Annotated in this window: 22 protein-coding genes, 3 tRNA genes and 1 pseudogene; 11 read left to right on the top strand and 15 right to left on the bottom strand. The window is 30.2% G+C overall.

Annotation, left to right across the window (positions count from 1 at the left end; genetic code table 11):
* The first annotated feature begins 103 nt into the window (after positions 1-103).
* Positions 104-1,144, top strand: a complete 1,041-nt coding sequence (locus tag SA378_RS03425; protein WP_318524586.1) for an S-layer homology domain-containing protein — start codon at positions 104-106, stop codon at positions 1,142-1,144.
* Positions 1,145-1,409: 265 nt separating this feature from the next.
* Entirely contained in the window at positions 1,410-2,129 is a 720-nt protein-coding gene (locus tag SA378_RS03420) for an IS110 family transposase (RefSeq protein WP_318524585.1), read from the top strand.
* A 305-nt stretch (positions 2,130-2,434) separates the two neighbouring features.
* Here SA378_RS03420 and SA378_RS03415 read toward each other — a convergent pair whose 3' ends face one another.
* From SA378_RS03415 to SA378_RS03375, 9 genes are all read right to left on the bottom strand, one after another.
* On the bottom strand, positions 2,435-4,201 hold the full coding sequence (locus SA378_RS03415; RefSeq protein WP_318524584.1) for a hypothetical protein: 1,767 nt from the start codon (positions 4,199-4,201) through the stop codon (positions 2,435-2,437).
* Positions 4,182-5,078, bottom strand: a complete 897-nt coding sequence (locus SA378_RS03410; RefSeq protein ID WP_318524583.1) for an ABC transporter ATP-binding protein — start codon at positions 5,076-5,078, stop codon at positions 4,182-4,184. The genes SA378_RS03415 and SA378_RS03410 overlap by 20 nt, the downstream gene beginning before the upstream one ends.
* Positions 5,062-5,454: a GntR family transcriptional regulator gene (locus SA378_RS03405; RefSeq protein ID WP_318524582.1), complete on the bottom strand. Its 393-nt coding sequence runs from the start codon at positions 5,452-5,454 to the stop codon at positions 5,062-5,064. The genes SA378_RS03410 and SA378_RS03405 overlap by 17 nt, the downstream gene beginning before the upstream one ends.
* 14 nt (positions 5,455-5,468) lie before the next feature.
* Entirely contained in the window at positions 5,469-6,011 is a 543-nt protein-coding gene (locus SA378_RS03400; RefSeq protein WP_318524581.1) for a hypothetical protein, read from the bottom strand.
* A 152-nt stretch (positions 6,012-6,163) separates the two neighbouring features.
* Positions 6,164-6,240, bottom strand: a tRNA-Arg gene (locus SA378_RS03395).
* Between the two features lie 172 nt (positions 6,241-6,412).
* The gene (locus tag SA378_RS03390; protein ID WP_318524580.1) at positions 6,413-7,573 is read right to left on the bottom strand and encodes a D-alanyl-D-alanine carboxypeptidase family protein; all 1,161 of its coding nucleotides are present in this window, start codon (positions 7,571-7,573) and stop codon (positions 6,413-6,415) included.
* A gap of 124 nt (positions 7,574-7,697) precedes the next feature.
* Positions 7,698-8,630: an alpha/beta fold hydrolase gene (locus SA378_RS03385; RefSeq protein WP_318524579.1), complete on the bottom strand. Its 933-nt coding sequence runs from the start codon at positions 8,628-8,630 to the stop codon at positions 7,698-7,700.
* A gap of 279 nt (positions 8,631-8,909) precedes the next feature.
* Positions 8,910-10,199, bottom strand: a complete 1,290-nt coding sequence (gene serS / locus SA378_RS03380) for a serine--tRNA ligase (RefSeq protein WP_318524578.1) — start codon at positions 10,197-10,199, stop codon at positions 8,910-8,912.
* A 31-nt stretch (positions 10,200-10,230) separates the two neighbouring features.
* Positions 10,231-10,785, bottom strand: a complete 555-nt coding sequence (locus SA378_RS03375; protein ID WP_318524577.1) for a helix-turn-helix domain-containing protein — start codon at positions 10,783-10,785, stop codon at positions 10,231-10,233.
* 309 nt (positions 10,786-11,094) lie between these two features.
* Here SA378_RS03375 and SA378_RS03370 point away from each other — a divergent pair, with 309 nt between their 5' ends.
* Positions 11,095-13,329: a HelD family protein gene (locus tag SA378_RS03370; RefSeq protein WP_318524576.1), complete on the top strand. Its 2,235-nt coding sequence runs from the start codon at positions 11,095-11,097 to the stop codon at positions 13,327-13,329.
* Between the two features lie 69 nt (positions 13,330-13,398).
* Here the strand turns inward: SA378_RS03370 and SA378_RS03365 are convergent.
* Both SA378_RS03365 and SA378_RS03360 read right to left on the bottom strand, forming a co-directional pair.
* Positions 13,399-13,469 (bottom strand) — tRNA-Gly (locus SA378_RS03365).
* A gap of 250 nt (positions 13,470-13,719) precedes the next feature.
* A complete protein-coding gene (locus SA378_RS03360) occupies positions 13,720-14,916 on the bottom strand; it encodes a class I SAM-dependent rRNA methyltransferase (RefSeq protein ID WP_318524575.1) in 1,197 nt (398 codons plus the stop codon).
* Positions 14,917-15,229: 313 nt separating this feature from the next.
* Here SA378_RS03360 and SA378_RS03355 point away from each other — a divergent pair, with 313 nt between their 5' ends.
* Positions 15,230-17,374, top strand: a complete 2,145-nt coding sequence (locus SA378_RS03355) for an HAD-IC family P-type ATPase (protein ID WP_318524574.1) — start codon at positions 15,230-15,232, stop codon at positions 17,372-17,374.
* The gene (locus tag SA378_RS03350) at positions 17,361-17,546 is read left to right on the top strand and encodes a hypothetical protein (protein WP_318524573.1); all 186 of its coding nucleotides are present in this window, start codon (positions 17,361-17,363) and stop codon (positions 17,544-17,546) included. Before SA378_RS03355 ends, SA378_RS03350 begins: the two co-directional genes overlap by 14 nt.
* 41 nt (positions 17,547-17,587) lie before the next feature.
* Here the strand turns inward: SA378_RS03350 and SA378_RS03345 are convergent, their stop codons facing one another.
* Positions 17,588-20,638 carry an HAD-IC family P-type ATPase gene (locus SA378_RS03345; protein WP_318524572.1) on the bottom strand — a complete coding sequence of 1,017 codons (3,051 nt, stop codon included), beginning with the start codon at positions 20,636-20,638 and terminating at the stop codon, positions 17,588-17,590.
* 165 nt (positions 20,639-20,803) lie between these two features.
* On the opposite strand from SA378_RS03345, the gene SA378_RS03340 reads away from it, so the two are divergent.
* The 5 genes from SA378_RS03340 to SA378_RS03320 all read left to right on the top strand — a co-directional run bounded on the left by SA378_RS03340 (position 20,804) and on the right by SA378_RS03320 (position 23,929).
* Entirely contained in the window at positions 20,804-21,415 is a 612-nt protein-coding gene (locus tag SA378_RS03340) for a hypothetical protein (protein ID WP_318524571.1), read from the top strand.
* A gap of 129 nt (positions 21,416-21,544) precedes the next feature.
* Complete coding sequence (locus SA378_RS03335; RefSeq protein WP_318524570.1) at positions 21,545-21,811, top strand: hypothetical protein; 267 nt, start codon at positions 21,545-21,547, stop codon at positions 21,809-21,811.
* An 86-nt stretch (positions 21,812-21,897) separates the two neighbouring features.
* Complete coding sequence (locus SA378_RS03330; protein ID WP_318524569.1) at positions 21,898-23,304, top strand: hypothetical protein; 1,407 nt, start codon at positions 21,898-21,900, stop codon at positions 23,302-23,304.
* Positions 23,301-23,531, top strand: coding sequence for a hypothetical protein (locus tag SA378_RS03325; RefSeq protein ID WP_318524568.1), 231 nt, complete (start codon positions 23,301-23,303; stop codon positions 23,529-23,531). Before SA378_RS03330 ends, SA378_RS03325 begins: the two co-directional genes overlap by 4 nt.
* 11 nt (positions 23,532-23,542) lie before the next feature.
* Entirely contained in the window at positions 23,543-23,929 is a 387-nt protein-coding gene (locus SA378_RS03320; protein WP_318524567.1) for a hypothetical protein, read from the top strand.
* A gap of 59 nt (positions 23,930-23,988) precedes the next feature.
* Here SA378_RS03320 and SA378_RS03315 read toward each other — a convergent pair.
* Positions 23,989-24,064: transfer RNA gene (locus SA378_RS03315), tRNA-Thr, on the bottom strand.
* Between the two features lie 164 nt (positions 24,065-24,228).
* Here SA378_RS03315 and SA378_RS03310 point away from each other — a divergent pair.
* Positions 24,229-24,531: a hypothetical protein gene (locus tag SA378_RS03310; RefSeq protein ID WP_318524566.1), complete on the top strand. Its 303-nt coding sequence runs from the start codon at positions 24,229-24,231 to the stop codon at positions 24,529-24,531.
* Between the two features lie 57 nt (positions 24,532-24,588).
* Here the strand turns inward: SA378_RS03310 and pyrE are convergent, their stop codons facing one another.
* Together pyrE and SA378_RS03300 are read right to left on the bottom strand one after the other, a co-directional pair.
* Positions 24,589-25,158, bottom strand: coding sequence for an orotate phosphoribosyltransferase (pyrE, locus tag SA378_RS03305; RefSeq protein ID WP_318524565.1), 570 nt, complete (start codon positions 25,156-25,158; stop codon positions 24,589-24,591).
* Between the two features lie 134 nt (positions 25,159-25,292).
* A pseudogene (locus SA378_RS03300) lies at positions 25,293-25,791 on the bottom strand (dihydroorotate dehydrogenase); the annotation flags it as partial.

Genomic DNA, 25,791 nt, shown 5'->3' with positions numbered 1-25,791 from the left:
TAATAAACTAAGAAATTGCATAATCTTTTCATGATTTTGGAACAAATAACTAAATTTTTAGTCTATATAAATAGTACTTAATATGGGATCTTTAGGAGGACAGTTGAAAAATATTATAATGAAAATAACAGTCTTAGGACTTTGCATAGTCTTAGCAACTAACATGAATGTTGTTGCACACGCCAGTGTTCTTGATGCAATTACAGGAGAAACCACAGATGTTGAGGAAAATCAGGAAACTTCTGAAAATATGGGAACTTCAGATTTTACTTTTTCAGCAGAAACAATAGATACAAGCTATACATTTTCAGATATTGAAGAACATTGGGCTAAAAACTGGATAAATGAAGCTGTTGAATTAGGCTTTGTTTCAGGATACGAGGATGGTACATTTAAACCGGACAGAACTATAACAAGAGCTGAATTTTCAAAATTGTTAAACAATGCAATGCATATTGAAAATGCTGCAACATTAAATTTTTCTGATGTGAGCAAAAGCGACTGGTTTTATAATGAAGTGCAAAAATCTGTTGCTTCCGGATTCTTCTCAGGATATGAAAATAATACATTCAGGCCAAACAATCCAATAAGGCGTGAAGAAGTGGCAAAAGTTGTGAGCAACACCATAACTTCAGGAAATATTGATGGAGATGGAGCAACATTACTAAAGGATTACAGCACAATACAAGATTGGGCAAAACCAAGTGTCAACACTGTTTATAATAAGGGCTACATTCTTGGATATCCAGACGGAGTGTACATGCCTTCAAAAGCATTGACACGTGCTGAAGCTGTGAAAATTATTTATGAAATAATTGAGAATGAAAATATTGAACGTGGATTTAACATTACGAACTACAATGAATCATATACTAATGCTGTTGTGGTAGGAAATTTAAATATTTTAGATTCAGTTGGCTCAGGCAATGTATATTTAAAAAATGTAGTTGTTCTTGGTGATATTGTTATTTCTGCTGATAAAGTCAACACTGTTCAATTGACCGATGTAAAGGCAAAAAACATTATTGTGGAAAATGAGAACAATCCGGTTAAAATAGTGTGCAATAACAACATATCTATAGCAAAAACACAGCTTCCGTCAGTTGCAGTAATACAAAGGCTGGGAAGCAACATTAACATATAACAAAAGATGAGATTCTTCGTACTTCAGCCTCAGAATTTACACGTGTTAACCACACCACGATAAACGAATACTAATTGCGATTTTCCAAACTTTTTACTATAATAATTTTATGGCACGAGTTCGCCTGTCATTGTCACAAAGAGGTCGACTCAGAATTTGAGATTATCCCTATTGCAGAACCACGGATTGTCTTTGAAAGACGTATAGCAATGTAGCCAATAAATAGGGATAGCGCCATTAATATTTAGCATTTAAGGAGAATCTTATGCAAACAGTTTATGAGCGTTGTTGTGGTATTGATGTTCACAAAAAACTTATTGTAGCTTGCTTTAGAAACGGGAAAAAAGCAGAGCTTCGTAAGTTTGATACTTTAACTAGTAGTATCAAAGAGCTAGGTAATTGGCTCCTTGAAAACAAGTGTCAGATGGTAGCCATGGAAAGCACAGGTGCTTATTGGAAACATATCTACAACATATTAGAGTTACTAGATATAGATGTTATGGTAGTTAATGCACACCATATGAAAAATGTTCCTGGTCGCAAAACCGATGCAAAAGATGCAGAATGGATTGCTGACTTACTTCAACATGGTTTGTTAAAGGCAAGTTACATTCCAAGTAAGGAACAACGCGAAATACGTGATGTTGTACGCTACCGTAAAAGCCTTATTGGAGAAAGAGCTAGAGAGATTAACCGTTTGGAAAAAACTCTAGAAGGCGCTAACATTAAATTGAGTTCTTATGTTTCTGATTTAAATGGTGTTAGCAGCCGCAACTTATTAAATCAAGCTATAGAAGGAGAAGTAACTCCAGATAATATTGGAGATTTAATTCATTCATCTATGCAAGAAAAAGTTCCTATTCTTCTTAAAGCAATGGATGGTGTATTAACGCCAATCCAAAAGAAACTTGTTAGAGCTATTCTAGACCATATTGATGATATGACTAGACGTATCAAAGATCTTGATGACATCACAAGAATTTAGGTAATGATTATTACACAAAATTCAACACAGAAGCAAAAGCAAAATATTATTTAAAAAAACTACAAGAATTAGGCACGTCAGTTCCCGTTTCGTTGGCCACTGCCTAAATTATATAAAAATTTACGTTGTTATGGGTACTTATTTAATTACCCTTAGTTAAATTTACCCTTCGCTAGGGTTGTATTCATAACAACAATGACAGATTAAGTGCAATGGGGACAATCCCCATTACACCACTAAAAAAAATGATTTGAATCGTTTTGATTCAAATCATTTTTTAATTATTCATTATTTAACGTTCACCATTAATTGAGTTTCAGATACTTTAGTGTGTTTTCAAATTCATAAAGGTTTAGTCCGTCTATGTTTGAATTTTTTACCGTTTCATCATCGTCATCGTCATTGATTCTTCTGTCTATCATCTGCAAGTAATAACTTTCCGTTTCTGCTTCCTTTGTTTGAACCATGTCATAATCATAAAATGTCAATGAACAAAATGCATTTTCCATTTCTGCATATTTTTCATCAATATCCTTAATTAGATATTTCCTTATTTCATCAATATTCACATTGTCAATTACAGTACTGCCGCTCCTACTGCTGATAACATAACAATATAAATTGTTTGCATTGTAATTTTCTTCATTATAAAGGTAATAATATTTGCGTTTTTTCATTTCATCTGAGTTAATAATTTTATATGCTATTTCATCTTTGTTTTTATCGAATGATTCATCGCCTTCAATTTTTTTCAACTTGTAATCCCTTATTATTACACTTCCGTCATTCATCAAATATGCTATGACAAGATCATTCATATAATAATATTCAAAATTATAGTTTTGATTTGAAATCAATTCCTTGTGAAGTTCTGTAATATTTGCAATGTTTTCTTTTTCAGTAAACACAGTTATGTTCCTGTTCTTCTGCCACTTTAAAAAATCATCAGAAGAGTTTAATTCTTCGTCGCTCAATTCATTTATATAATCAAAAATCCATCTGTCATTTCCCACATAGGCCATCCTAACATCTTCAACGTCTGGAACTGAGCTTTCATACCTGCTTGCAAATGCTACGGTACCTCCTGTTGCTGCAACAAATACTGCCATGCTTGCAGCAAATACTTTTATTGACAGCTTGTAAATCCTAAATGATTTTTCCATTATTGCAATTATAATATAATATGATAATATTGCCATCAATACAGATACAGTAATTTTACTTCCAATAGTGTTATCATAGGACATCACTGAAAAAGCAGCTGGGATTATTAAACTAACCAGCACTGATACAAAATATTTATATCCGTCAAACACAATGAAGTTGCCTGTATTTTCATTTTTTCTTTTTTTGAGACAATTGTAAATCAACAAAGTTATACCGATTAAAATTACCCCTAACAGCAGTAGGTATATAAAGTCTATTGATTTTTCCGAATATTCTACAAAATAAATATATTCCAATTTATAAACAGTATTTACAAAGTAATCCATGAGTACATTAGCGCTGAAACCAACTACTATATTTTCAAGTATTGTAAATACAAATAATATTATTAAATATATTATCAAGGGCAAACAAAAGTTAAAAATCGTCATTACTCCTGCCATCAAAGTGTTGCCTGTTAGAATTGAAGAAAGGGAAGCCAGAAATATTCCTGCAGCGAGCCAAGGAATAATAATTTTAAACGATTCAAGTATTTCATAGTCCAACCCTTGGAAAACAACTGGTAAAGCTATGAGCACCAATAAAAAGCCTGTAAAAACAATATTTGAAACAATATTAATTGTAATTTGTTCTCTGAAAGACACAGGTTTAGACTTATAATAAGCAAGTTTTGAATCATTATGAAGAAAACTGTTGTCTGTCAGGCAATTTAAAAATACAATTACAAATGTTTCTGCAATGCCAAACATTATAAAAAATCCCTCATCTGCCTTTAAGATATATGGTATCAATAAAGTTGTTACAAATATAATTACTGTTGACAGAAAAAACCAACTTTTTTTACCTTTAATGGAATTCATAAAAAGCGGCATAAAATTACTTCGATTATTTTTGTTCTGTTCCATATCCTGCACCTCCTAATTCTGTGATAAATATTTCTTCAAGACTCATGGATAGCTTATCAAACACTAAAACATTGTAATCACTTTCCAGACGCCTTTTAAAATCATCAGCATTTCCCGTTAATGTGCAAACATAAACACTTCCTATCCTGACGGATTTTATAATATTAAATTCAATATATTTTGAAAGGTCAAATTCACCCTCAACAGCAAATTGAACCCTTTTTATATCATCTTTCATCTTTTCAAGATTTTCTTCCTTGAGTATTTCTCCTTCATGCATTATTCCAACTTTATCACAAATATTGTCTAATTCTTTTAAGTCGTGTGATGAAATTATAACTGTCATTTCATTGTCCATAACCTCTTGTATTAAAATATCCCAAAATTTTCTTTTTATAACAGCATCAAGTCCATCTACTATTTCATCAAGCAACAACACTTTAGGTTGTGTTGAAATTGCCATAACAAAAGCAGCCTGTTTTTTCTGTCCTTTCGACATTTTATTTAAATTCTTATTTTTATCAATATTAAAATAATTGACAAGTTTATTGAATTTTTCTTCAGAAATATTTTTATACAATAGTTTCTCATAAGCAAACAGTTTATTTAATGTAAATTGATATGGAAAAAATAAGCTGTCCTGAACAAAATAAAAATCCTTTATTAATTCCGAATCTTCTTTTACTATATTTTCATCAAGAGAGATATTTCCTTGGTCTTGTTTGTAAATCATCATTATATGCTTTAAAAGAGTTGTTTTCCCGCAGCCGTTAGACCCTACCAACCCGTAAATCTGACCTGCTTCTGCATTTATGCTAACATTGCTTAAAACCTGAAAATCTCCAAATTTCTTGCTTAAATTATCTACTTTTAACATTGATTTCTACCCCCTGCCGACTAAATATTTTTTTAACCAATTCAATAATATTTTCATCTTTTAGACCAAGTTCTTTTAAAGATTTAATAGAATTTTCTAATTGTTCTTCCATATTTTTTGTATGTATGCTTCTAAGTTCATCTGCATTTTTTACAAAATTTCCTTTGCCCTTAACTGTATAAATGTAATTATCCAGCTCTAGAAACTTATACGATTTTTGGATAGTATTTGGATTGATTTTTAATAATGCAGCGAGCTCTCTCACTGATGGAAGCTGTTCATCAGGCTTAAGTGCTTTAGACAAAATTAATCTTGTCATTTCATCATAAATTTGTTCATAGATGGCTTTTGAACTATTATTATCAATTTTTATCAATTTAGCACCTCCCACTAAATGTTATTGCAAGCTACTTTACTGTTTACATAACTTTTTAATTCCCCTTCATATACTGCTTCAAGTTTCAAATTATTGTAGTCATCCGGCACAACCAATGATATTTCCTTTTTTATAGGAACAATACCCCACAACAAATAAGCTACAAAAGTTGAACATACATAATGATTTTCCCTGCTGAACGGTACATTTAAATACATAAAAAATAAATTTAAGAAACTGTACTTAAACTTATTAGGATCCTGTAAAAAGTTATTAAGCCTTTCCAATACTGTCTCGTACTCCTCATCTGTAATAGCTAGCTTGTAAATTTTACATTTTGTTTCAGGATACATCTTAAATATACCTTCATTTACTTCTTCTTTAACAAACCCTCCAACCAAAGGAAACCAAATTATTTTCCTTCCAAAACTATACATTGTTGAGCAGTCATCACTTAAAGAAATTGATATATGATTGTATGGTTTTTTTGATAAACGTTTAAGTGTTTTAGATATTATTGTATTAGTTTGAGTTAAAACTATATTTATTTCTTTCATAATTTTCTCCGTTATTAAAATCATTGTGTATTAATACACTTAATACAGTTATTGTATTGTACTGCATAATACAGTATGTGTCAAGTCAAATTTAAACTAAAAAAATAAAGCCAATAGAATTAGCATAAACTAATTTCATTGGCTTATAATAATGGTGCACCTGAGAGGAATCGAACCCCCGGCACATGCCTTAGGAGGGCACTGCTCTATCCTACTGAGCTACAGATGCACAATGTTGTAACTTATCTATTGAATACTACACTAATTTCAAATAATTGTCAATATTCATGTTCTTGGAATTACTTTACAAATTTTAATATTTGTGCCCATTCCTCTTTTTAGTACATTGTTCAAAATTCTAATCATAATGGTAAATTCTCTATAATATATTGCAAATGTAATTATCCAAGCAAATCAGTAAAAAATCTAATAATCCTTACAAATATATTTGCTTTTTCAATATTTTTATTTACTGTAGCATCCACTTGTCCAATTTCTTCATCATTTACATAAAAACTAATTGTTCCTATCTTATCCCCTTTAGACAAAGGTGCTTTTACAGATTCATTATATGATATTTTTGTACTTACTATGTCATCATTATTAACAAGTTTATTAAAATTCACTGCCGGATACACATCTATCTTTCCTTCTCTAGAACTTGGAATATAAACTTGATCAATCATTTTTGATACATCAACCAACTTTTGCATGTTGAAATTATTTCTACCATATTCCAATAATTCCTTAGTTTTTTCAACTCTTTCTTCATTAGTCTGTGCACCCATTACAATAGTAATAACCCTAAACTCCTCACCGCTTCCTGTTACAGGCAATGTAGTTACAAGACACAATCCTGCTTTGTCAGTATATCCTGTCTTTAGTCCATCTACTCCTTCAACAACTCCAAGTACCGGATTCGTAGCTACTTTACTAAAATTTCTTTCTGTCACTACAAGTTCTGGAAGCTTAGTAATTTCCAACAATTGAGGATATGCTTTCAAAATATGTCTCACAAGTTTGTAAATATCTGAAATAGACATATGATTTTGACCTGTTTCTTCATCATTAATAGGAAGTCCGTGAGGATTTACAAAACTTGCAGACAACAATCCAAGTTCAGATGCTTTAGAATTCATCATATTAACAAAATTGTCCTCAGTCTTACCAACATGTTCTGCTATTGCTGTGGCGCAGTCATTTCCGGACACTATAAGCATCCCCTTGACAAGCAAACTAAGTTTTACAGTTTCTCCTGACAATATTCCAAAATTACTGCCTTCTGTTGCAGCAGCATGTCCACTTATTACAACGTCATCATCCAAAGATATTTCACCGGATGTTACAGCATCCATCATTATAGTATAAGTCATTAGCTTAGTGATGCTGGCCAATGCCAACTGTTCATTTATATTATATTCATATATTATTTCACCGGTTTCCAAATCACCTAATAATGCACCCTTAATATTGTCGTTAATATTGATTTCACCAAATACTACAGTATTTGTAAACATAATAATAATCAAGCACAGTGACAGTATTTTTCTGATTTTTTTCATATGTTTCCTCCAATCTATCAATCTGTTATAAAGCAATTATATAATAATTCTAAAACAAATGCATTATTTAATTGAAAAAAATTGCTGTAAATTATGGAAAAACAATGAAAGTTAAAAGTTTTAATTAAATGATTCTTTGTAAAATCCAATTTTCAATATCACGATATACTGTTTCTCTGTCTAATTCGTTAATGATTTCATGCCTGTCATCTTTATAAAGCTTGAGCGACACATCTTTCATTCCTAGATTTTTAAAGTTATTATGCAATTTTATAACATCCTTGCCAAAGTTGCCTACAGGATCCTGTTCTCCGGATAAAAATATTATTGGCAATTCTTTTGGCATTTTATTTAAATTATTATTGTCATACAAATAAATCATTCCCTTGAACATATTGTAATATGAATTCAAAGTAAATATGAAATTAATTCTCTTATCATTTTTATAAGCATCTACAATTATTTCATCTTTGCTCAGCCAATCCACATTTGTTCTTGATGGTTCAAAATGCTTGTTGTTATTACCTATGGCGAGATTATTTACAAACTTGCTTCTGTATCTCCACCCCTTAAAAGCAGCAATAAATTTTGTAATCAACAGACCTGATTTTAATAAAGCATAGGGCTGGTGTCCTGTGCCAACAATTATAGCTCCGTCAATTCCCTGATTATATATTGTAATATATTGTCTTATTAAAAAAGATCCCATGCTGTGTCCTAATAAGAAATATGGAACGTCTCCATGCTGTTTTTTTATTAATTCCATCAATTTATGAATATCTTCTATGACTACTTTATTACCTTCACACTCACTAAAGAATCCACGATCATTTTCCGTTAATAAAGAAGATCCATGTCCTAAATGATCATTTCCAGCAACTAAAATTCCCTTGGCAGCAAGTGCATTTGCAAACTCATTATACCTGTCTATGTGCTCAAGCATCCCATGAGTAACTTGAAGAACTGCTTTTATTTCAACCTTAGGAACCCACTTAATTGCATGAATTTTTGTTTTTTTGTCAGCTGAATCATAATAAAACTCTTCTTTTTTTACCATTTAACCCTCCGTATTTATAACATATATATTATCATATTGCTGTTAAGGTCAATCGTCAACATATGTTTAATAAATTTAATTAATTACTTTTAATCTTGTATATAATAAGTTAAATATTTACATTTGTAAAAGTTTATACAAAGTTGTAACTGAAGACGGTGAAACAAAAGCTCAGATATGACAAAAGCATTTGCTGATATTAATAAACTTTCAAAAAAATGCAAATACAAGATGATGAAAAGGGTAAAATTTAAGCAATTCCCTTAAATTTTACCCTTTTTATTTTGTTAATAATTGTAATGTTATTTTTTCCATTCCTCTCATGTACGGCCTCAGAGCTTCCGGAATTGTTATTGTTCCATCTTCATTTTGATAATTTTCCAGAACTGCAGCAAATGTTCTTCCAACTGCAAGACCTGAACCGTTTAATGTGTGGATGAACTCTAATTTACCTTTGTTCATCGGTCTGTATTTTATGTTAGCTCTTCTTGCCTGAAAGTCTTCAAAGTTCGAGCATGAAGAAATTTCAACATACCTGTTGTAACTTGGCATCCAGACTTCCAAGTCATATGTTTTTGCTGAGCTAAAACCAATATCTCCTGTGCATAATTCAACAACTCTGTATGGAAGACCGAGTCCTTTTAATATTTCCTCAGCAAATCCAGTTAAGATTTCAAGTTGATTGTATGATTCTTCAGGTGTTGAATACATGACCATTTCTACTTTATCAAACTGATGATTTCTGATTAATCCTCTTGTATCTCTTCCAGCTGAGCCCACTTCGGCCCTGAAACATGGTGTATATGCCGTCATATATATTGGCAATTGAACTTCTTCTAAAACTTCATTTCTGTATATATTTGTAACCGGAACCTCTGCTGTAGGTATGAGATAATAATCTTTTTTATTTAATTTAAACATATCTTCCTCAAATTTGGGAAGTTGTCCTGTTCCTATCATACTTTCTCTGTTAACCATATATGGAGGAGCTATTTCAGTAAATCCATGATCTATTGTATGTTTGTCAAGCATGTATGCTGTTATTGCTCTTTCTAATCTTGCTCCCATTCCTTTAAACATAGCGAAACGAGTTCCTGTAATTTTTGTAGCTCTTTCAAAATCAAGTATTCCTAAATCAACTCCAAGATCCCAATGTGCCTTTACCTCAAACTCAAATTTTCTAGGTTCTCCCCACTTTCTTACTTCCATGTTGTCTAAATCTGAAGTTCCAACAATTATATCTGCATTAGGAGTATTTGGTATGCTTAAAAGTTCTTCTTCTATTTTAATATCTATTTCTTTAATACTTAGGTCTAAAATTTTAATTTTGTCTGCTAAATCCTTCATTTTACAAAGTATTTCGGTTACATTTTTTCCTTCTTTTTTTAAGTGAGGAACCTGCTTAGAAACCATTTTTTGCTCAGCTTTCATAGTTTCCGATTCGACAAGCTTTTCTCTTCTCAACCTATCTAATTCCAATATTTTATTTAGACTTAATTCAGGATTTCTTTTTTTTAATAATTTTTCAACTTCTTCCGGATTATTTCTTATTCTTCTAATATCCAGCATTTTAACCTCCATAAAATTTTGGCAAGGTTAACTAATGTATTGCAGGTGATATTATACATAATGCTTCTGATACTTCTTCAAGACTGTTGAAAATCATATGACCGTTGTTTTCAGGAACACAGATGCTATCTCCCTTTGATACAGTATAAACTTTATCACCTATGTGACAATCAATTGCACCACTCAACACATAAATACATTCTCTTGCCTCATTTATTATAGTATTCTCGCTAACCCATGTTTTAGGATTCAATTTAAACAAAAATGCCTCAAGGCTTGAATTTTTATCGCCTCTGTTCGCTAATGGTGTAATAAATTCTAATTCAACATTAATATTGCCAAACTTTACTTTTGTTCTTTCGTTTTTTAGTATTTCAACAACATTTTCTTCCGGCGTCTCCAAAAATAAAGAAGACATCGGTATTTCTAATGCTTCTGCTAATCTCTTTAAAACTGCAAGGGAAGGTGAAATTAAATCTCTTTCAATTTGTGATATGTAGCCTGAGGTTACATCAATTTTCTCAGATAACTCTACTATTGTTAAATTTTTACTTTTCCTGATATTTCTAATTTTTTTCCCAATCAATTTAATACCCTCATCATATTAATACTATCATCATTATTATACACCAAATAAGAATTATGTCACGTAAATATTTATTAAAAGAGTATAAATCTAGTAATTAATTAACATATAATTACAACATTAGGAAAAAATTATTGATAATTCAGACTAAAATTATTATTATTTATATTAAAATAAATTTAATATTTATAACATCAAATTTGAAATATTTTTTACTTTTATTAAAATTTATAATATGATATAATGTTCTATTAAATATTTTTATTATTTAATAACAGTATTTGTATCTTGTTCAAAAGGAGATATAAAATGATTGAATATAAAGACAAATATAAAGAAGAAAGCCAATACCTTGAAGAAATTATTAACTTGTTAAAATATAAATTAGAACTTGAAACAAACAATTTAGAAGAGCAGAAAGTTGATCTTATTGCTGCAAGAAAGGAAATGTGGGAAAATACTACCCATTCGTCTACTGATTTCGATAAGCTTTCAGACTTAAACCAATATTTAAGCGCACTGCAAGCTCAAACATTTACTTATGCAGAACTGGCAAAGAGCATATTAAAGTATGAAAAGATGCTTGACAACCCATATTTTTCAAGGATTGATTTTACTGAAGAAGGCTATGATGATACTGAAAAAATTTATATAGGACTTTTTAATTTAATGGACGAAGAAACCCATGAAATAAAAGTCTATGATTGGCGCGCGCCTATTTCCAGCGTATTCTACAGAAGTGAACCAGGTCCGGTTGAGTATACTGCTCCTGCAGGTGTAATAAAAGGTAAAGTATCTTTAAAAAGACAATATAAAATTACAAAAGGAAAAATGGAATATTTTTTTGACAGCAATATTAATATAGTTGATGAAATGCTTATGGAAGCCCGTTCAAAAAATATGACACCCAAAATGAAGACCATTGTTGAAACTATACAAAAGCAGCAAGATTTAATAATACGTGATTTAGATAATGATCTTCTTGTTGTCCAAGGAATTGCCGGAAGTGGAAAATCTTCTGTTGCTCTTCACAGAATAGCTTTTCTATTGTATCAAGGTCTGAATTTAAAGTTAAATGCCACAAATATAGTTGTGATTTCACCTAATCCCTTATTTTCAAAGTATATATCAAATGTATTGCCTGAACTTGGAGAAGATAATATTGATGAATTTACATTTGAAAATATATTTTCAAAGATGTATGAAAGTAAATTATTTATAAGAACAAAAAGTGAAACATTTGAAAATATTATTTGTGCTAAAACACAAGAAAAAAGAGATTTCTTAAGATCTTACAATGAATTTAAAGGATCTAAAGTTTTCATAAAAATTATAAACCGATTTATCTACTATTTCGAACATAAATTAATACAATTTGAAGATGTGTACTTTAATGGCGAAATTATTGAAACCCGCGATCTTCTCAAGGCTTTTTTATTAAACGGAAAATTAAATATGCCCACTGCAAAAAAGTTGAAAATTATCGAAAGCAGAATAATGGATAAAGTCCATGAAAGAAAACTAGCGCGTCGAAATAAAATTGAAAATGCTGTTAACAAAGCAAACCTTCATGAGTTTGAATCAAAATCTTTTACGAGGGTTCTTGCAGCAAAAGAAACTTCTGCCTTCGTAGAAAATTTGCATAAATTTACTGAATTTGACAGCTTTGAACTTTATAAAAAAATGTTCAGTGACAAAAAAATATTCAAAGATATAACCAAAGGCTTGATACTTCCTGAAAATATTGATGAAATTATTGATTACACCAATAAAGAACTCACAGATTCATACAACATTCCATATGCAGATGGCATTGGCCTCATGTATTTAAAAATTAAAGCTGAAGGGTGCGATTTATACAGCGGAATTAAACAGGTTATAGTAGATGAAGCTCAGGATTATTATCCAATGCATTATAATATCTTGAAAAACTTATTTAAAGACGCACGATTTACAATTGTCGGAGATGTAAATCAATCAGTTGAGAAGAAAAGTGACATATCGCTTTATGATGATATAATCTCTATATTTGATTTTAAGAAAAGTAGCAAATTATTTTTAAACAAAAGCTATAGAAATTCTTATGAAATAAGCAAATTCACTGAAAAACTTCTTGAAGAAAAAACGCACACGGAATATTTCAAGAGAAATGAAGAAGAACCAAGAACAATACATTGCAAAAACTTAAGTGATCTGGACAATAAAATTATTCAAGATATAGAGAAATATAAGTCTAAAGGTTTTGACTCAATTGCTATAATATGCAAAAATAGAAAGGAAGCTTCAGATCTCTATTTCAGATTAGCTGGAAAAATCGGTGTGAAACTAATTGATTACTTAGAAGAACAAAGTTTAACAGGAGTAATCATTGTGCCGGTATACCTTGCAAAAGGACTTGAATTTGATGCCGTTATGGTATATGGAACAGACAATATTAATTATAATACAGATTATGACAGAAAACTTTTATATGTTGCCTGCACAAGGGCACTTCACAGACTAACACTGTATTACACAGGAAAAATTACAAAGTATTTAAAATAGATTACTTAAAAACCACCAACATCATAACGAGTTGGTGGTTTTTTAAATAATTATTAAAAATTATTTTTAAGCGGGTGATGGGAATCGAACCCACACAGCCGGCTTGGGAAGCCGGAACTCTACCACTAAGCAACACCCGCAAATATAAGCTATTTGTAATTATATGACATAGCCGCAGAAAAATCAAGTCATATGACAAAAAAATATATTTTATTAACCAAGATAATCTTGCTTATCAGTCACATGCTCAGCTACTGTTTTTGAAGGAAGCTTTATTTTAAATATGCTTCCCTTGCCAATTTCACTTTCAACGCTTATTTTACCAAGAGTTTTTCCTGTAACTTCATCTTTAGAAAAGCTTGTTAGGTTAAAAAATTCATCACTTTAGTTTTATTTTTCTTCACATACTTGAAATATGTAAAATTTCAAGTAATATGATTCTTCTGCGGCCCAAAGAATAGGATGATCTGCAGCTTGTGTGCGGTATTCTAACTGACGAAGTCGTTTTTTTCCATCCTTTGCAGCAAGAGCAATTGTACTTTCAAACAGCTCCGGTGTCAAAAAGTGTGAGCAGGAACATGTAACCAAGTATCCTCCATCCTTTACTAGCTTCATTCCTCTTAGATTTATTTCTTTGTAGCCTTTTATTGCCTTCTTTAGTGAATCCCTTGATTTTGTAAATGCAGGAGGATCCAAAACAACTACATCAAACTTCTCACCGCTTTGTTCAAGTTGAGGAAGAAGATCAAAAACATCAGCTACTTGAAATTTTACAATATTTTCAAGTCCATTGAGTTTTGCATTTTCGTTGGCTTCCTCTATGGCGAGCTCGGACGCATCTACACCAAGCACGCTCCTAGCTCCTGCAATACCTGCATTCAATGCAAAAGAACCTGTATGCGTAAAGCAGTCCAAAACCTTTGCACCTTTGCACAATGGTTTTATTGCAGCACGATTCATTTTTTGATCAAGGAAAAATCCGGTTTTTTGACCATTTTCCACATCTACATAGTACCTAACACCATTTTCCACTATTTGAACTTTAGTATCAAATGGTTCACCAATAAATCCTTTTACAAGTTCCATACCTTCCTTAAGGCGCACTTTTGCATCACTACGTTCATAAACTCCTCGTATATGCATTCCTTCTTCTTCAAGTACTCGCTTAAGCAATTCAATTATTTTAATCTTAAAACGATCTATTCCAAGAGCAAGCGATTGAACTACTAAAATATCCGAATACTTATCAACTACAATTCCCGGCAAAAAATCAGCTTCACCAAATATTAACCTGCAGCTTGACATATCAATTATATTTTTTCTGTAATTTACACAATCTCTTACACGCTGTTCAATAAAAGCATCATCAATAACCTGATCTTTTCTGCGGCTCATTATTCTGATTGTTATTTTTGAATTTGTGTTGATAAAACCAGTTCCTAAAAAATAGCCATTAAACGCCTCTACTTTTACTAAACCACCATTTGTGAAATCACCATCTATTTTGTCTATTTCATTATCAAAAACCCATGCTCCTCCGTTATTTAAGGTTCTTCCTTCACCCTTTTTTAATGTAACTGTTACCATATTTTCTTTCTCTCCTTATATTTATGTATTATCCAATGTTATCTTAATCGGCAGGAGTCAGTAACTCTCCCTATATTGAATTTGCAGTCAAATAATCTCTTCTAAATTAATAACATTGTAGGCTAAATATATTAAAATGTAAAGCTGTTAATTATTCATTATTAAGTTGAAAACAAACTTTAGGAATAAATTGAATTTTTTATGTAACAATAATAAATATAGGTAATTTATCAACATATGAATGAGGAAATATACTAGAATGACAAGCTGTGAAGCCATTTGATATAAAAAACTAAAAAAAATGAGGTGTCCAATGGAAATCGTAAACTACTTTCCTGGAAGAGTAAGATTAAAAATAAACTCTCTATATAAAAATAAAGAACTGACACAAATAGTAAAGATATATATTTGTGAATTAGATGGAATTAAAAAAGCCAAAGCTAATGCTGTCACAGGAACAATTGCTTTGGAATATGACTCAAATAAGTTGAATATTAACACAATTAGAGATACTATCCTCGGCATTATAAGAAACGATATGTATTTAAAATACGTTAAGGAGCAATACAGCAGTTATTTAGAGGAAGAAGAAAAATTTCAAGCAGCAAAGAAAAAAATGCTTATTTTTGGATCCATATATATATTATACAAAGTTAAGCAGCACTTTTTTGGCAAATTCTTTATAAATCGAAACCTTTCTGTATTGCAAGCAGCTGCATTGGTTACCTTGATAAAAGGATACCCTCAATTAAAAAATACATATAAAAAGGTAATGACATATTTTCCAACTGACGCTGATAAGCTTCTTTTGGTTACAGGAACTTTATTAACTCTTTCAAGAGAAGGAAACAAAGGAACAATGCTTTTGTTCTTAAAGGCATTTACTGATGCATTACAATCTTTTTCTAAATTACAAATAGAACGAACTTTAATTGAAAGCAATATTGGCGATAACTCCTTTGTATGGTATAACCACAATGAGGAAGAGTTTCTTATTCCTCTAAAATCATTAGAACAGGATGACGAAGTAACTTTCTATGATAATGAAACAATATTAGTCGATGGAACAGTAATTGAAGGTTATGCATTAGTTAACAATATATATTATTCAGGCCAGCCTGAACTTAAAAAAATATCATATAATGACAATGTCCATGAAGGTATGATAGTTGTTTCCGGAAAAATTAAGGTTAAAGTCAACAATGTACCTAAGAAAATATTTAAAGCAGATGTCTTGCTGAATAATTTAGAAATAACTAAAGGTGTTAAAAGGTATCAACAGCGATCAATATATTATGCTTCAACTTTAGCATTAGGCAGCTTTGTAATAACAGGCAATTCACTAGCTCCTTTATCTGTTTTTCTGTTAATGACACCTTCTGCCACAAATGTTGCTTTGAATTCAGGATTAGCTAATTATTTAAAACTTTTAATGAGAAACAAAATAATGTTAAGAAACATTAATACTATTGAAAAAATTATTCATTCCAGAAGTATAGTATTTGATAAAACCGGTACATTAACTAACGGCATTTTGAAAATTGATGATATTGAAATATATAACAATTCATATACTCCGGAGGAAGTACTAAAAATTGCAGCTTTATGTGAAGGAAATATATATCACCCTGTTTCATCGGCACTTAAAAACTCAGCAAATACCAATGATATATTAAATACTGACACTGTTTATATACCATCTAAGGGCATTTTGGCAGACTACAATAATCATAGAGTTATTATAGGCAACGAAAATATGATGCTTGATGAAAATATAGACATTATATCTGCAGCAAACTTTGTTAATAAAGAAAATGATTATTATATACCAATTTATTTTGCAATAGACAATAAACTTACTGCAAGAATTATAATGACAGAAGAAATTGAAAATCACGCAAAGGAAGCAATTCAACAGTTAAAAAATTCAGGTTTTAGTGACATATCCATAATAAGCGGTGACTTAGAAAGAAATACTCTTAACATTGCGAACAAATTAAATATATCAAACTATGAAGGCAATTTGTCCATAACAGATAAACAAAATGTTATATATAATAAAAAACTTGATGAAACTGTCATTATGGTCGGAGATGGAATTAATGATTCATTAGCTATGAAAGAAGCTGATGTAAGTATTTCATTTATAAATAATGCTTATGAAGAAACATTGTTAAAATCTGATTGCATACTTTTGGAAAAAGATTTGATTCTGATTCCGAAACTAATAAATATTACTGAAAACAGCTACTATAGAATCCAAAGAAACATAGACTTCAGCAAGAATTACAATATTGCCTTTGGTTTGCTTGCAATGTTTGGATATTATGGGCCGTTCAGCGCTAAGAGCTTAAATACTTTGAATTCTATTATTGCTATAATAAATAGCTCAAGAATTTCTGCTAAGCCAACAAAAATTCACAATAAAAATGAGGTGATAAATTATGAAATTGTTTAAGTCGTTTACTCCAGAAAGTATATTAGTCGGACTTGGAATTACTGCTGTAATGTACCTGGTTACACCTATAATTAAAGATTTTGCCGATGATGTTAAGTCAAATAAAAAGGTGTTTACATACAGCAATGGCAATCAAAATAAGGTTGTATTTGATAAATATACTATGAAATAATTAATTCATAAAAAATAAAACCCTTGTTAGGGTTTTATTTTTTATGCTATTTCCATTGAATTCATAGGCTGTAATCTATTATTTACCAGTCTCGAAGCAAAATTTCTAAGATAGTCTAATCTTCCGATATAGCATGCCATAAATGATAATGCTACCCAATCAATCAATGTCAGAGGACACGTTCCAAATAATCCATTTGCTGATGGAATATATATACTTGCTAAAAGTGTAAGTACGGAAATAACAATAGCAGGTAAAATATATTTATTTTTGTTTGTGCTTTTTTCTCTGCAGTCAAAAACATGAAACATCTGATTTATTACAATACTAGCATAAGCTAAGGTTCTTGCTCTGACTAAATTTCCTGTTAATAGGTATGTTCCTGTAAACAACCCAAAGGTGCTTATTCCCATTAACAAACCTCTTGAAAGTATCTTTTTGAGAAGTTGTTTGTCAAATATACTTTTGCAAGCATCCCTTGGCGGTTCATTCATCACGTTTTCATTTGGAGAATCCAGTCCTAAAGCCAATGCCGGCACTCCCTCAGTCACAAGATTTATCATAAGTATCTGACTTGATATTAATGGGGATGGAAGTCTTAATAAAGATGCTGCAAGAACTGCTATAACAGACCCAATATTTCCTGATAAAACATACCTTAGAAATCTTTTAACATTTCCGCTTATTCCTCTACCCTCTTCAATTGCTTTAACAATAGTTGTAAAATTATCATCAGTTAAGACAATTGATGCAGTTTCTTTTGTTACATCAGTTCCTGACTTACCCATGGCAATCCCAATGTTTGCTTCCTTTATTGCAGGAGCATCGTTAATTCCGTCTCCAGTCATAGCAACTATATGTCCTTTATCTTTTAGTGCCCTTACAATTCTAAGCTTCTGTTTAGGTGAGGTTCTTGCAAAAATAACGACATCATCAATAATATCATTTAACTCTTTATCTGATAATTCATCTAATTCCTCTCCGGTAAGTATAATACTTTTTTCATCAAGCAAATTAAGCTGCTTGCCAATGGCAGCGGCAGTTTTTTTATGATCTCCCGTTATCATAATTACCTTAATACCTGCTTTGTAACATTTTATTATAGCTCTTTTAACTTCCGGTCTTGGAGGGTCTATTATACCCACAGTACCGATAAAAATCAGATTTTCCTCATCTACATTTTTATTATTAATATCTTTGTATGCAAAAGCTAATACCCGTAATGCATTTTCAGCCATATTATCGCAAGTATTAAAAATTAATTCTCTGTCTTTATTTGTTATTTCTCTAATTGATCCATTATCTAATATTTTAGTACATTTTGTCAGAACAACATCCACAGCACCTTTTACATTTAATGTATAATTGTCTGATGTGTCTTTACAGATTACAGTCATTTTTTTTAATTCAGAGTCAAAGGCTTCTTCCTTCACCCTCGTATAACATTTAAAATGATCTATTGACAGATTAAATTTTTTCGCTAAAACCATCAAGGCTGTCTCCGTAGCATCACCTAATAATTCTACTTCATTATTGTCATTCACACTCAACTGAGCATTATTGCACAGTGACGCAACTGTAATTAGTTGCATTAAATCCCTGTCTTCCATAGTATTAATTTTATAAAATAAATCTACGAATTCGCCATTTGATTTCATAGTATATTTCTTATTTAATGTCTGAATTTCTGTTACCGTCATTGTACCGGTTGTCAATGTACCGGTTTTATCTGTACATATTACATCAGCGCAGCTTAATGTTTCAACACTTGGCAATTCCTTTACTATAGCACCTTTGGATGCCATTCGCTGCACCCCAAAAGCTAACGAAATAGTTAAAATAGTTATCAAACCTTCGGGTATAGCTCCAATTGCCAAGCTTATTCCTGTTCTTATAATTTCAAGATATGGCTGACCTGCTAAAAACCCGCTTAATATAACAACTAAAGATATGGATATACAAAAAAAGCTAATAACTTTAGATAATTTGTTAAGATCCTTTTGTAATGGTGTTAATTCAATTTTTTCGTCCTCAAGGATATTTGCAATCATTCCCATTTCAGTTTGCATCCCTGTATTGACGACTATAGCCTTACCATTGCCCTTCATTACCTTGGTGCCTGAGTATACCATGTTTTTTCTGTCAGCTAGGCATATATTATGTGTATACTCAATTTTATGAGATTTTTCTGAAAACTCAGACTCACCTGTTAAAGAAGATTCACAAATTTGCAAATTAGAACTGTAAGCTAATCTTCCGTCGGCAGGAATAATATCTCCAGATTCAAAAATTATAATGTCACCGGGAACTAAATTTTCTGATAAAATTACTTGCATTTTGCCGTCTCTTAAAACCTTTGAAGTTTGTGAAACGTAGTTTTCGAGAGTCTCCAATGATTTTTCAGCCTTATAATTTTGCCACACTCCTAATATTGCTTCCACAACCACAATCGTAAAAATAGTTATGGCATCGGCAATTTGCCCTAAGAAAACTGATAAAACACAAGCACCTAAAAGTATTTTCATTAAATAACCGCTAAATTGATTAAAAAACATGGATAAAATTGATTTCTTTTTCTTTCTGTTAAATTTATTAGGACCATACCTATCCAGAAGATTATTAATATCATTTGTTTTTAACCCATTAGCAGTATCGGTATTTAAAAGAGATGTGATTTCGTGAACAGTCATTTTATACCATTCTTTATCATTTGATTTAATATTTTGAAATTTACTTATTTTTCTTCTGTTATCATATGCTTTTGTTTTGTTTTTAATTGCAGTTGTACCATCAGAAGCTATTGCCGCATATTTCATGTTTTCTTTTACTTCTTTATCAATATTTACATATTGTCCTATTAATTTTTTTATGTTATTATAGAGCTTGTTTGCATTTAATTTTTCATTATCATATTTAATTAATAAAGATTGACTGTAAGTATTGATATCAACACTATGAATTTCGTTTATTTCCATTAAATTCGTATAAAAATATTTTGCAACATTAGCATTATTGTGTAGAAGGTTAATTTTTAATCTAATGCGTCCTGGAATATTTGAAGAAATTATTAAATACTCATCTATTTTTACCATTTATTTTCCTCCAACAGTGATGTACCTTATATATTGTTGCAATTTAGATTTTAATTATTCAATTTAATTCAATAAAATTTACATAAAATTTACTCCATATACAAGTTTACTAAACTTAGTTCTTATAAACTATAATTACAAGTGATTTATATTGAGGTGACGTATATGCTATTTCATAAACAAAATAATGTTATAAGCAGCCCCTTTAATTATATTGATGAAGAAATGAACGATTATTTCTCAAAAATTGAATCTGATATAATATATAAAATTTATAACACTAATGGAATTAAATATTTTGCAGACAAAAAATATATTACAGAACTAATTGACAAGGAAGAATTTGATAATTTTATTTCTTCGTTATATGAGAACTTAAATATTCTAATTAATGATTCAGTAAAAGGCAGCATCTTGGAACATGTAGACTATAAGCATATTAATTTTAAATTGAACACTACATTGATTAATGAATATAAAAATACTAGTTTAATATCAAAATCATGTGAATATGTCTTTGATGAATTATTAGAAGATTCACTAGATATGTTTTTATACGCTAAAATATGTAATGTAGAATTCTCAGAAATATTATTATCAACGATTGGTTTATCAGATTTTTCAAACATTAAATTAAAATCTAAACATAATGATGAATTGGTTAAAAGAATAAAAGGAAATCTTTTAAATATAAAATACAGAATAATTAAAATTATTAAACAACAAGTATCTGATTATATTTATTTAAAAAATATAGGCCAAGAAAAAACTGCGTAAAATATAAATGTATGCAAACAAAAATAAAGCATATGTAAATGTAAAAGAATCTAGTTTAAGATTCTTTTTTTTTGCATAATTTAAATGAAAAAGATTATACTACTTACTAAACAAAAGGAGGAAATTAAAGTGGATCCATTAGGAATTTTGTATGGTGTGCTCACGTATGCAGGTGCGTCTACTCTTTTTATGAACATTAAAAAACCAATGAAAAAAGTAGCTGTTTTAGCTACAAGTCAAATGTTTGGTGCCATAGATTCAGTAAAAGAAGCAACTTATAATATTAAAGAAGGTTTTGAAGATATTATAGCAGAGGCTCACTATGAAAATATGAAAAGAAATCAAAATTTACAAAAGGAAAGCATGGATAGCGATATAGAAGAAGGAGGTATTTAATATGACATTGTTAGTAAAAATGCTTCTAATCGGAGGCGTTTTTCTTATAAGCTCAAACCTTATAGGATTATTAATGGGTATTTAATATGAACTATGAAATTCTTATGCATATTCCGGGAAGACTAAGAATAAAAATCAACAACTTATACAGAAACAAAAAATTGGCAGAAAAATTTGATTCAATATCTAATTCTATGATAGTATTGCAGCCAAATATTTACACCTCAAATATGTTAGTATTTTATGACAGTGAAAAAACCAGTTTTCACAATATTTTAAATTATATTAAAAGCATTGTTGATAGCAATATTGAATCACAATGTATTAATCCTAACATTGAAGAATGTGAAAGAATCAATAGTAACAATGGTAGACATATTGTTAAGGCCAGTGACAGTATAAGAAAAAACAATATATATGGTTTAATAAAAAAATATGCTGTTAAGATTGCAAAAATGAAATTCGTTAAAAAAATATTGGTTGTGTTAGGCTTTTTATCACTATTAAGATATGATTTTAATTTAGCAGTATTAATTATAGCTATTTATTATCTAAACAAACTGGTCAGGTTATTATTAAATGCCTGGTTTATGAATCAAATCAAACAATTTACCGGTCATGAATTGTCTAAGAATTTTATTAATTCAATGAGCACTGATGAAAACACAGAAAACGCATCTATTAGCTCAACCATTAGAAAAATTGAAATATTTAGTATATTAACAGGCTTGTTGTTATACAGTCTCGGCGGTAACCCTAATGTTTTATTTTCTGCTATTGTATTATCACAAATGAATTTAATGCCTTTAATAAACAATTTAAATTATATTTCATCTTATTTTAATGGGTTGAAAAACAATATTTTATTAATTAATAAAGAAAAAGTTCAAAATTTAGAAACTATTGATTCATTAATTATCATAGTTGATAAAAAGCGCAAATGTATAAATGAAACTATTATAGAGGATCTTAGGGGAAGAGGGATTTTAGACATTCGAATAATTTCAGATTGCGAGCAAAATTATCTAAATCAACTAGGATCAGATTTAGGTGTAAATGTAATATATTGCCGAACAGTAGAAAAAGGGCTTATGAACGAGCTGACCAGATTAAAAAAACAAAACAAAAAAATTGTAATGGCCAGTTTCACTAATAATTTACATATACCTAAAAATATTTCAGATGATATAGATTTAAGCATATTAATTTGTGAAATCGAATGTAAGAATAAAAATTTTGATATTAAAATAACTGATAATAATAATTTATTAGGAGATACTATAGATTATACAAAATATATCCGAGAAAAGAACATTCAAAATCAATTATTAATATTCTGGATATATGTTTATTGTAATATTTTAATCTTTAGCAAAAATATTGCTCCATTGTATATATGGTTAATTGCTTCTTTAAATAAAGTAATAGTTTATTTTAATTCCTTAAAACCTTTAAAATATAATTTTAATTTAAATTATGGAGTGTGTAAATGATTGAAAATAATATTAAAAGCAATTTAGATGAAGTTTATGTAATTCTAAAGGATAATATGGAATTATGTTTTAAACATTTAGAGAATAATCCAAATGATACAAAAAAAATCTTATCGATTTGGAAAAATTACAGTGACAAAATTTATAAGGAATTTTTGCTAATGAGTGATAAGTATGACAATGACTTTGTAGGAAAAGAAATAACCAAAATGTTAATTTTCAGATAAGGAGGGTATTTATGAATTTATTAAAACCATTTAGTACTGAAAGTTTTATAGTAGGACTTGGAATTGCTGCTGTAGGATCCCTATTTGCTCCGGCAATTAAAAAAGGAGCAAAAACAATGGCTGTAAAAGGTACCCAAGGTGCTATGATGGCCGGGGAAGCTGCAAATAATATGATGGAATCAGGAAAAGAAACTTTAAATAACACATTTCCTGGTTTGTCTAAAAACAAAAATGATTCTGAAGCTGCACAAAAATTAAATAAAGAATTAATTAGTGAACTTAGATCAGACAGGGAACAATATGCAAATGTACTTCAGGAATTGGTAACAACTATGAAAGATATACAATCTGAAGTAAAAGCCTTTAAAAGTACTAATAATAATCCCATTTTAGAATAACAAAGACTTATTAAGGTTGCCATCGTGCAACCTTATTTTTATTTTACAATTAGTTAAGGTGGAGCTACCGGCCGGAATTGAACCGGCGACCTACGCATTACGAGTGCGTCGCTCTACCTACTGAGCCACGGCAGCATGTACATATAATTTAAACCTTTTTAGATGATTTGTAAATAGAAATTTCTGTTTTACCGTTATTAAATATAATGTTTTATTATTTCCTAGGAAATGAAACGTAACAATGGTTGTTGTACTACATATATTATTAATATATAAATTTTATATTAAGGAGCATATATATGGACAACAATAAAAATAATAATCCTCAAGATTATAATATGAATAATAACAACAATATGTATTATAATGTTGATGATGCAAACAATAATATGTTTAGTAACGGGTATGACAATATGTTTGACAACAGAAGATATGACAACATGTTTGACTATAATAGAAGATATGATAACATGTTCGACTATGATAGAAGATATGATAACAGATATGACAACAGGAGATATTATCAATATCCATACTGTGACAGGTATGGAAGGTGCGAAAATCCAATATGGTGGTTATTTTGGCCATTTTTCTTCCTATAATTGATTAATATAAAAAACTTAGGGTACATTTTCTACCCTAAGTTTTTTATATATTTTTTACACACTAAATTTTCTGCTTCCTGGTTTTATTGGGGTTGAACCGCTTTTGCACAAAGGACAATTATTTGCTTCATATGTTTCAAATTCCAATTCTACTGCGCTGTATATGGGCAGATTTATTTCACTTGCTTTTCTGTCTACAATACAGCCAAGTCCTATTACTTCGCCTCCAAGGTTTTCAAGAACTTTTACAGTTTCCATAGACGATTTACCTGTCGTTACAACATCCTCCATGATTAATATTTTTTCTCCCGGTTTTATTTCAAAACCACGTCTTAATGTCATTATGTTGTTTTCTCTCTCTGTAAATATAGCTCTTACTCCAAGCTGTCTTCCAAGCTCATAAGCAGCTGTAATTCCTCCCATTGCAGGACCTACTACTACATCAATGTTAAGATTCTTAACTTTGTCTGCCACAATTGAAATTACCCTTTCTGTTTTATCCGGATATTGCATAAGTTTGGCACATTGGCAATATCTGTTGCTGTGTTTTCCGGATGACAGCAAGAAATGACCTTCCAATAATGCTTCACATTCTTTTAATATTTCAACTACATCAATATTCATAATTTCCTCCTTAAATTGTCTAGTTTATATATTTAAACCAACGACACGATGTTGTTCCCTGTTTTAATTATTTTCACCAATCACTCATTTAATGCTTGTCTATTTCTATTGCTTATCTAACGCTTAATATATTGTTAAACTATTCTTCTTATTTCGTCAAGAGATTTTATGTTTTCTTTGTCCATAAATTCTGATAAACCATTTATTATATCAACTGCAATATCTGGTTTTATAAAATTCCCTGTTCCAATTTGTACAAGTGTAGCTCCTGCCATAATAAATTCAACCACATCTTCAGCACTCATTATGCCCCCTAATCCGCAAACAGGTATATTAACAGATTTTGCTGCATCTCTAACCATTCTGAGAGCTATAGGTTTTACACACGGTCCCGAAAGTCCAGCATATATGTTGTCAAACACGGCTTTTCTTTTTTTAATATCAACAGCCAATGCCTGAATTGTATTAATTAAAGAAATTCCGTCAGCACCTGCTGCTTCACATGCTATTGCCATTTCAGAAATATTTTCTGCGTTTGGAGACAACTTTACCATTAAAGGCTTTTTGCATATTCTTTTAACTTTTGATACTATGTCGTAAGCTACAGATGACTTAATACCAAATGCCATTCCT

The organism is Sedimentibacter sp., assembly GCF_033447055.1.
Taxonomy (GTDB): domain Bacteria; phylum Bacillota; class Clostridia; order Tissierellales; family Sedimentibacteraceae; genus Sedimentibacter.
Note: the sequence above shows the minus strand (reverse complement) of the source record. Positions and strands in the feature narration are given on the sequence as shown.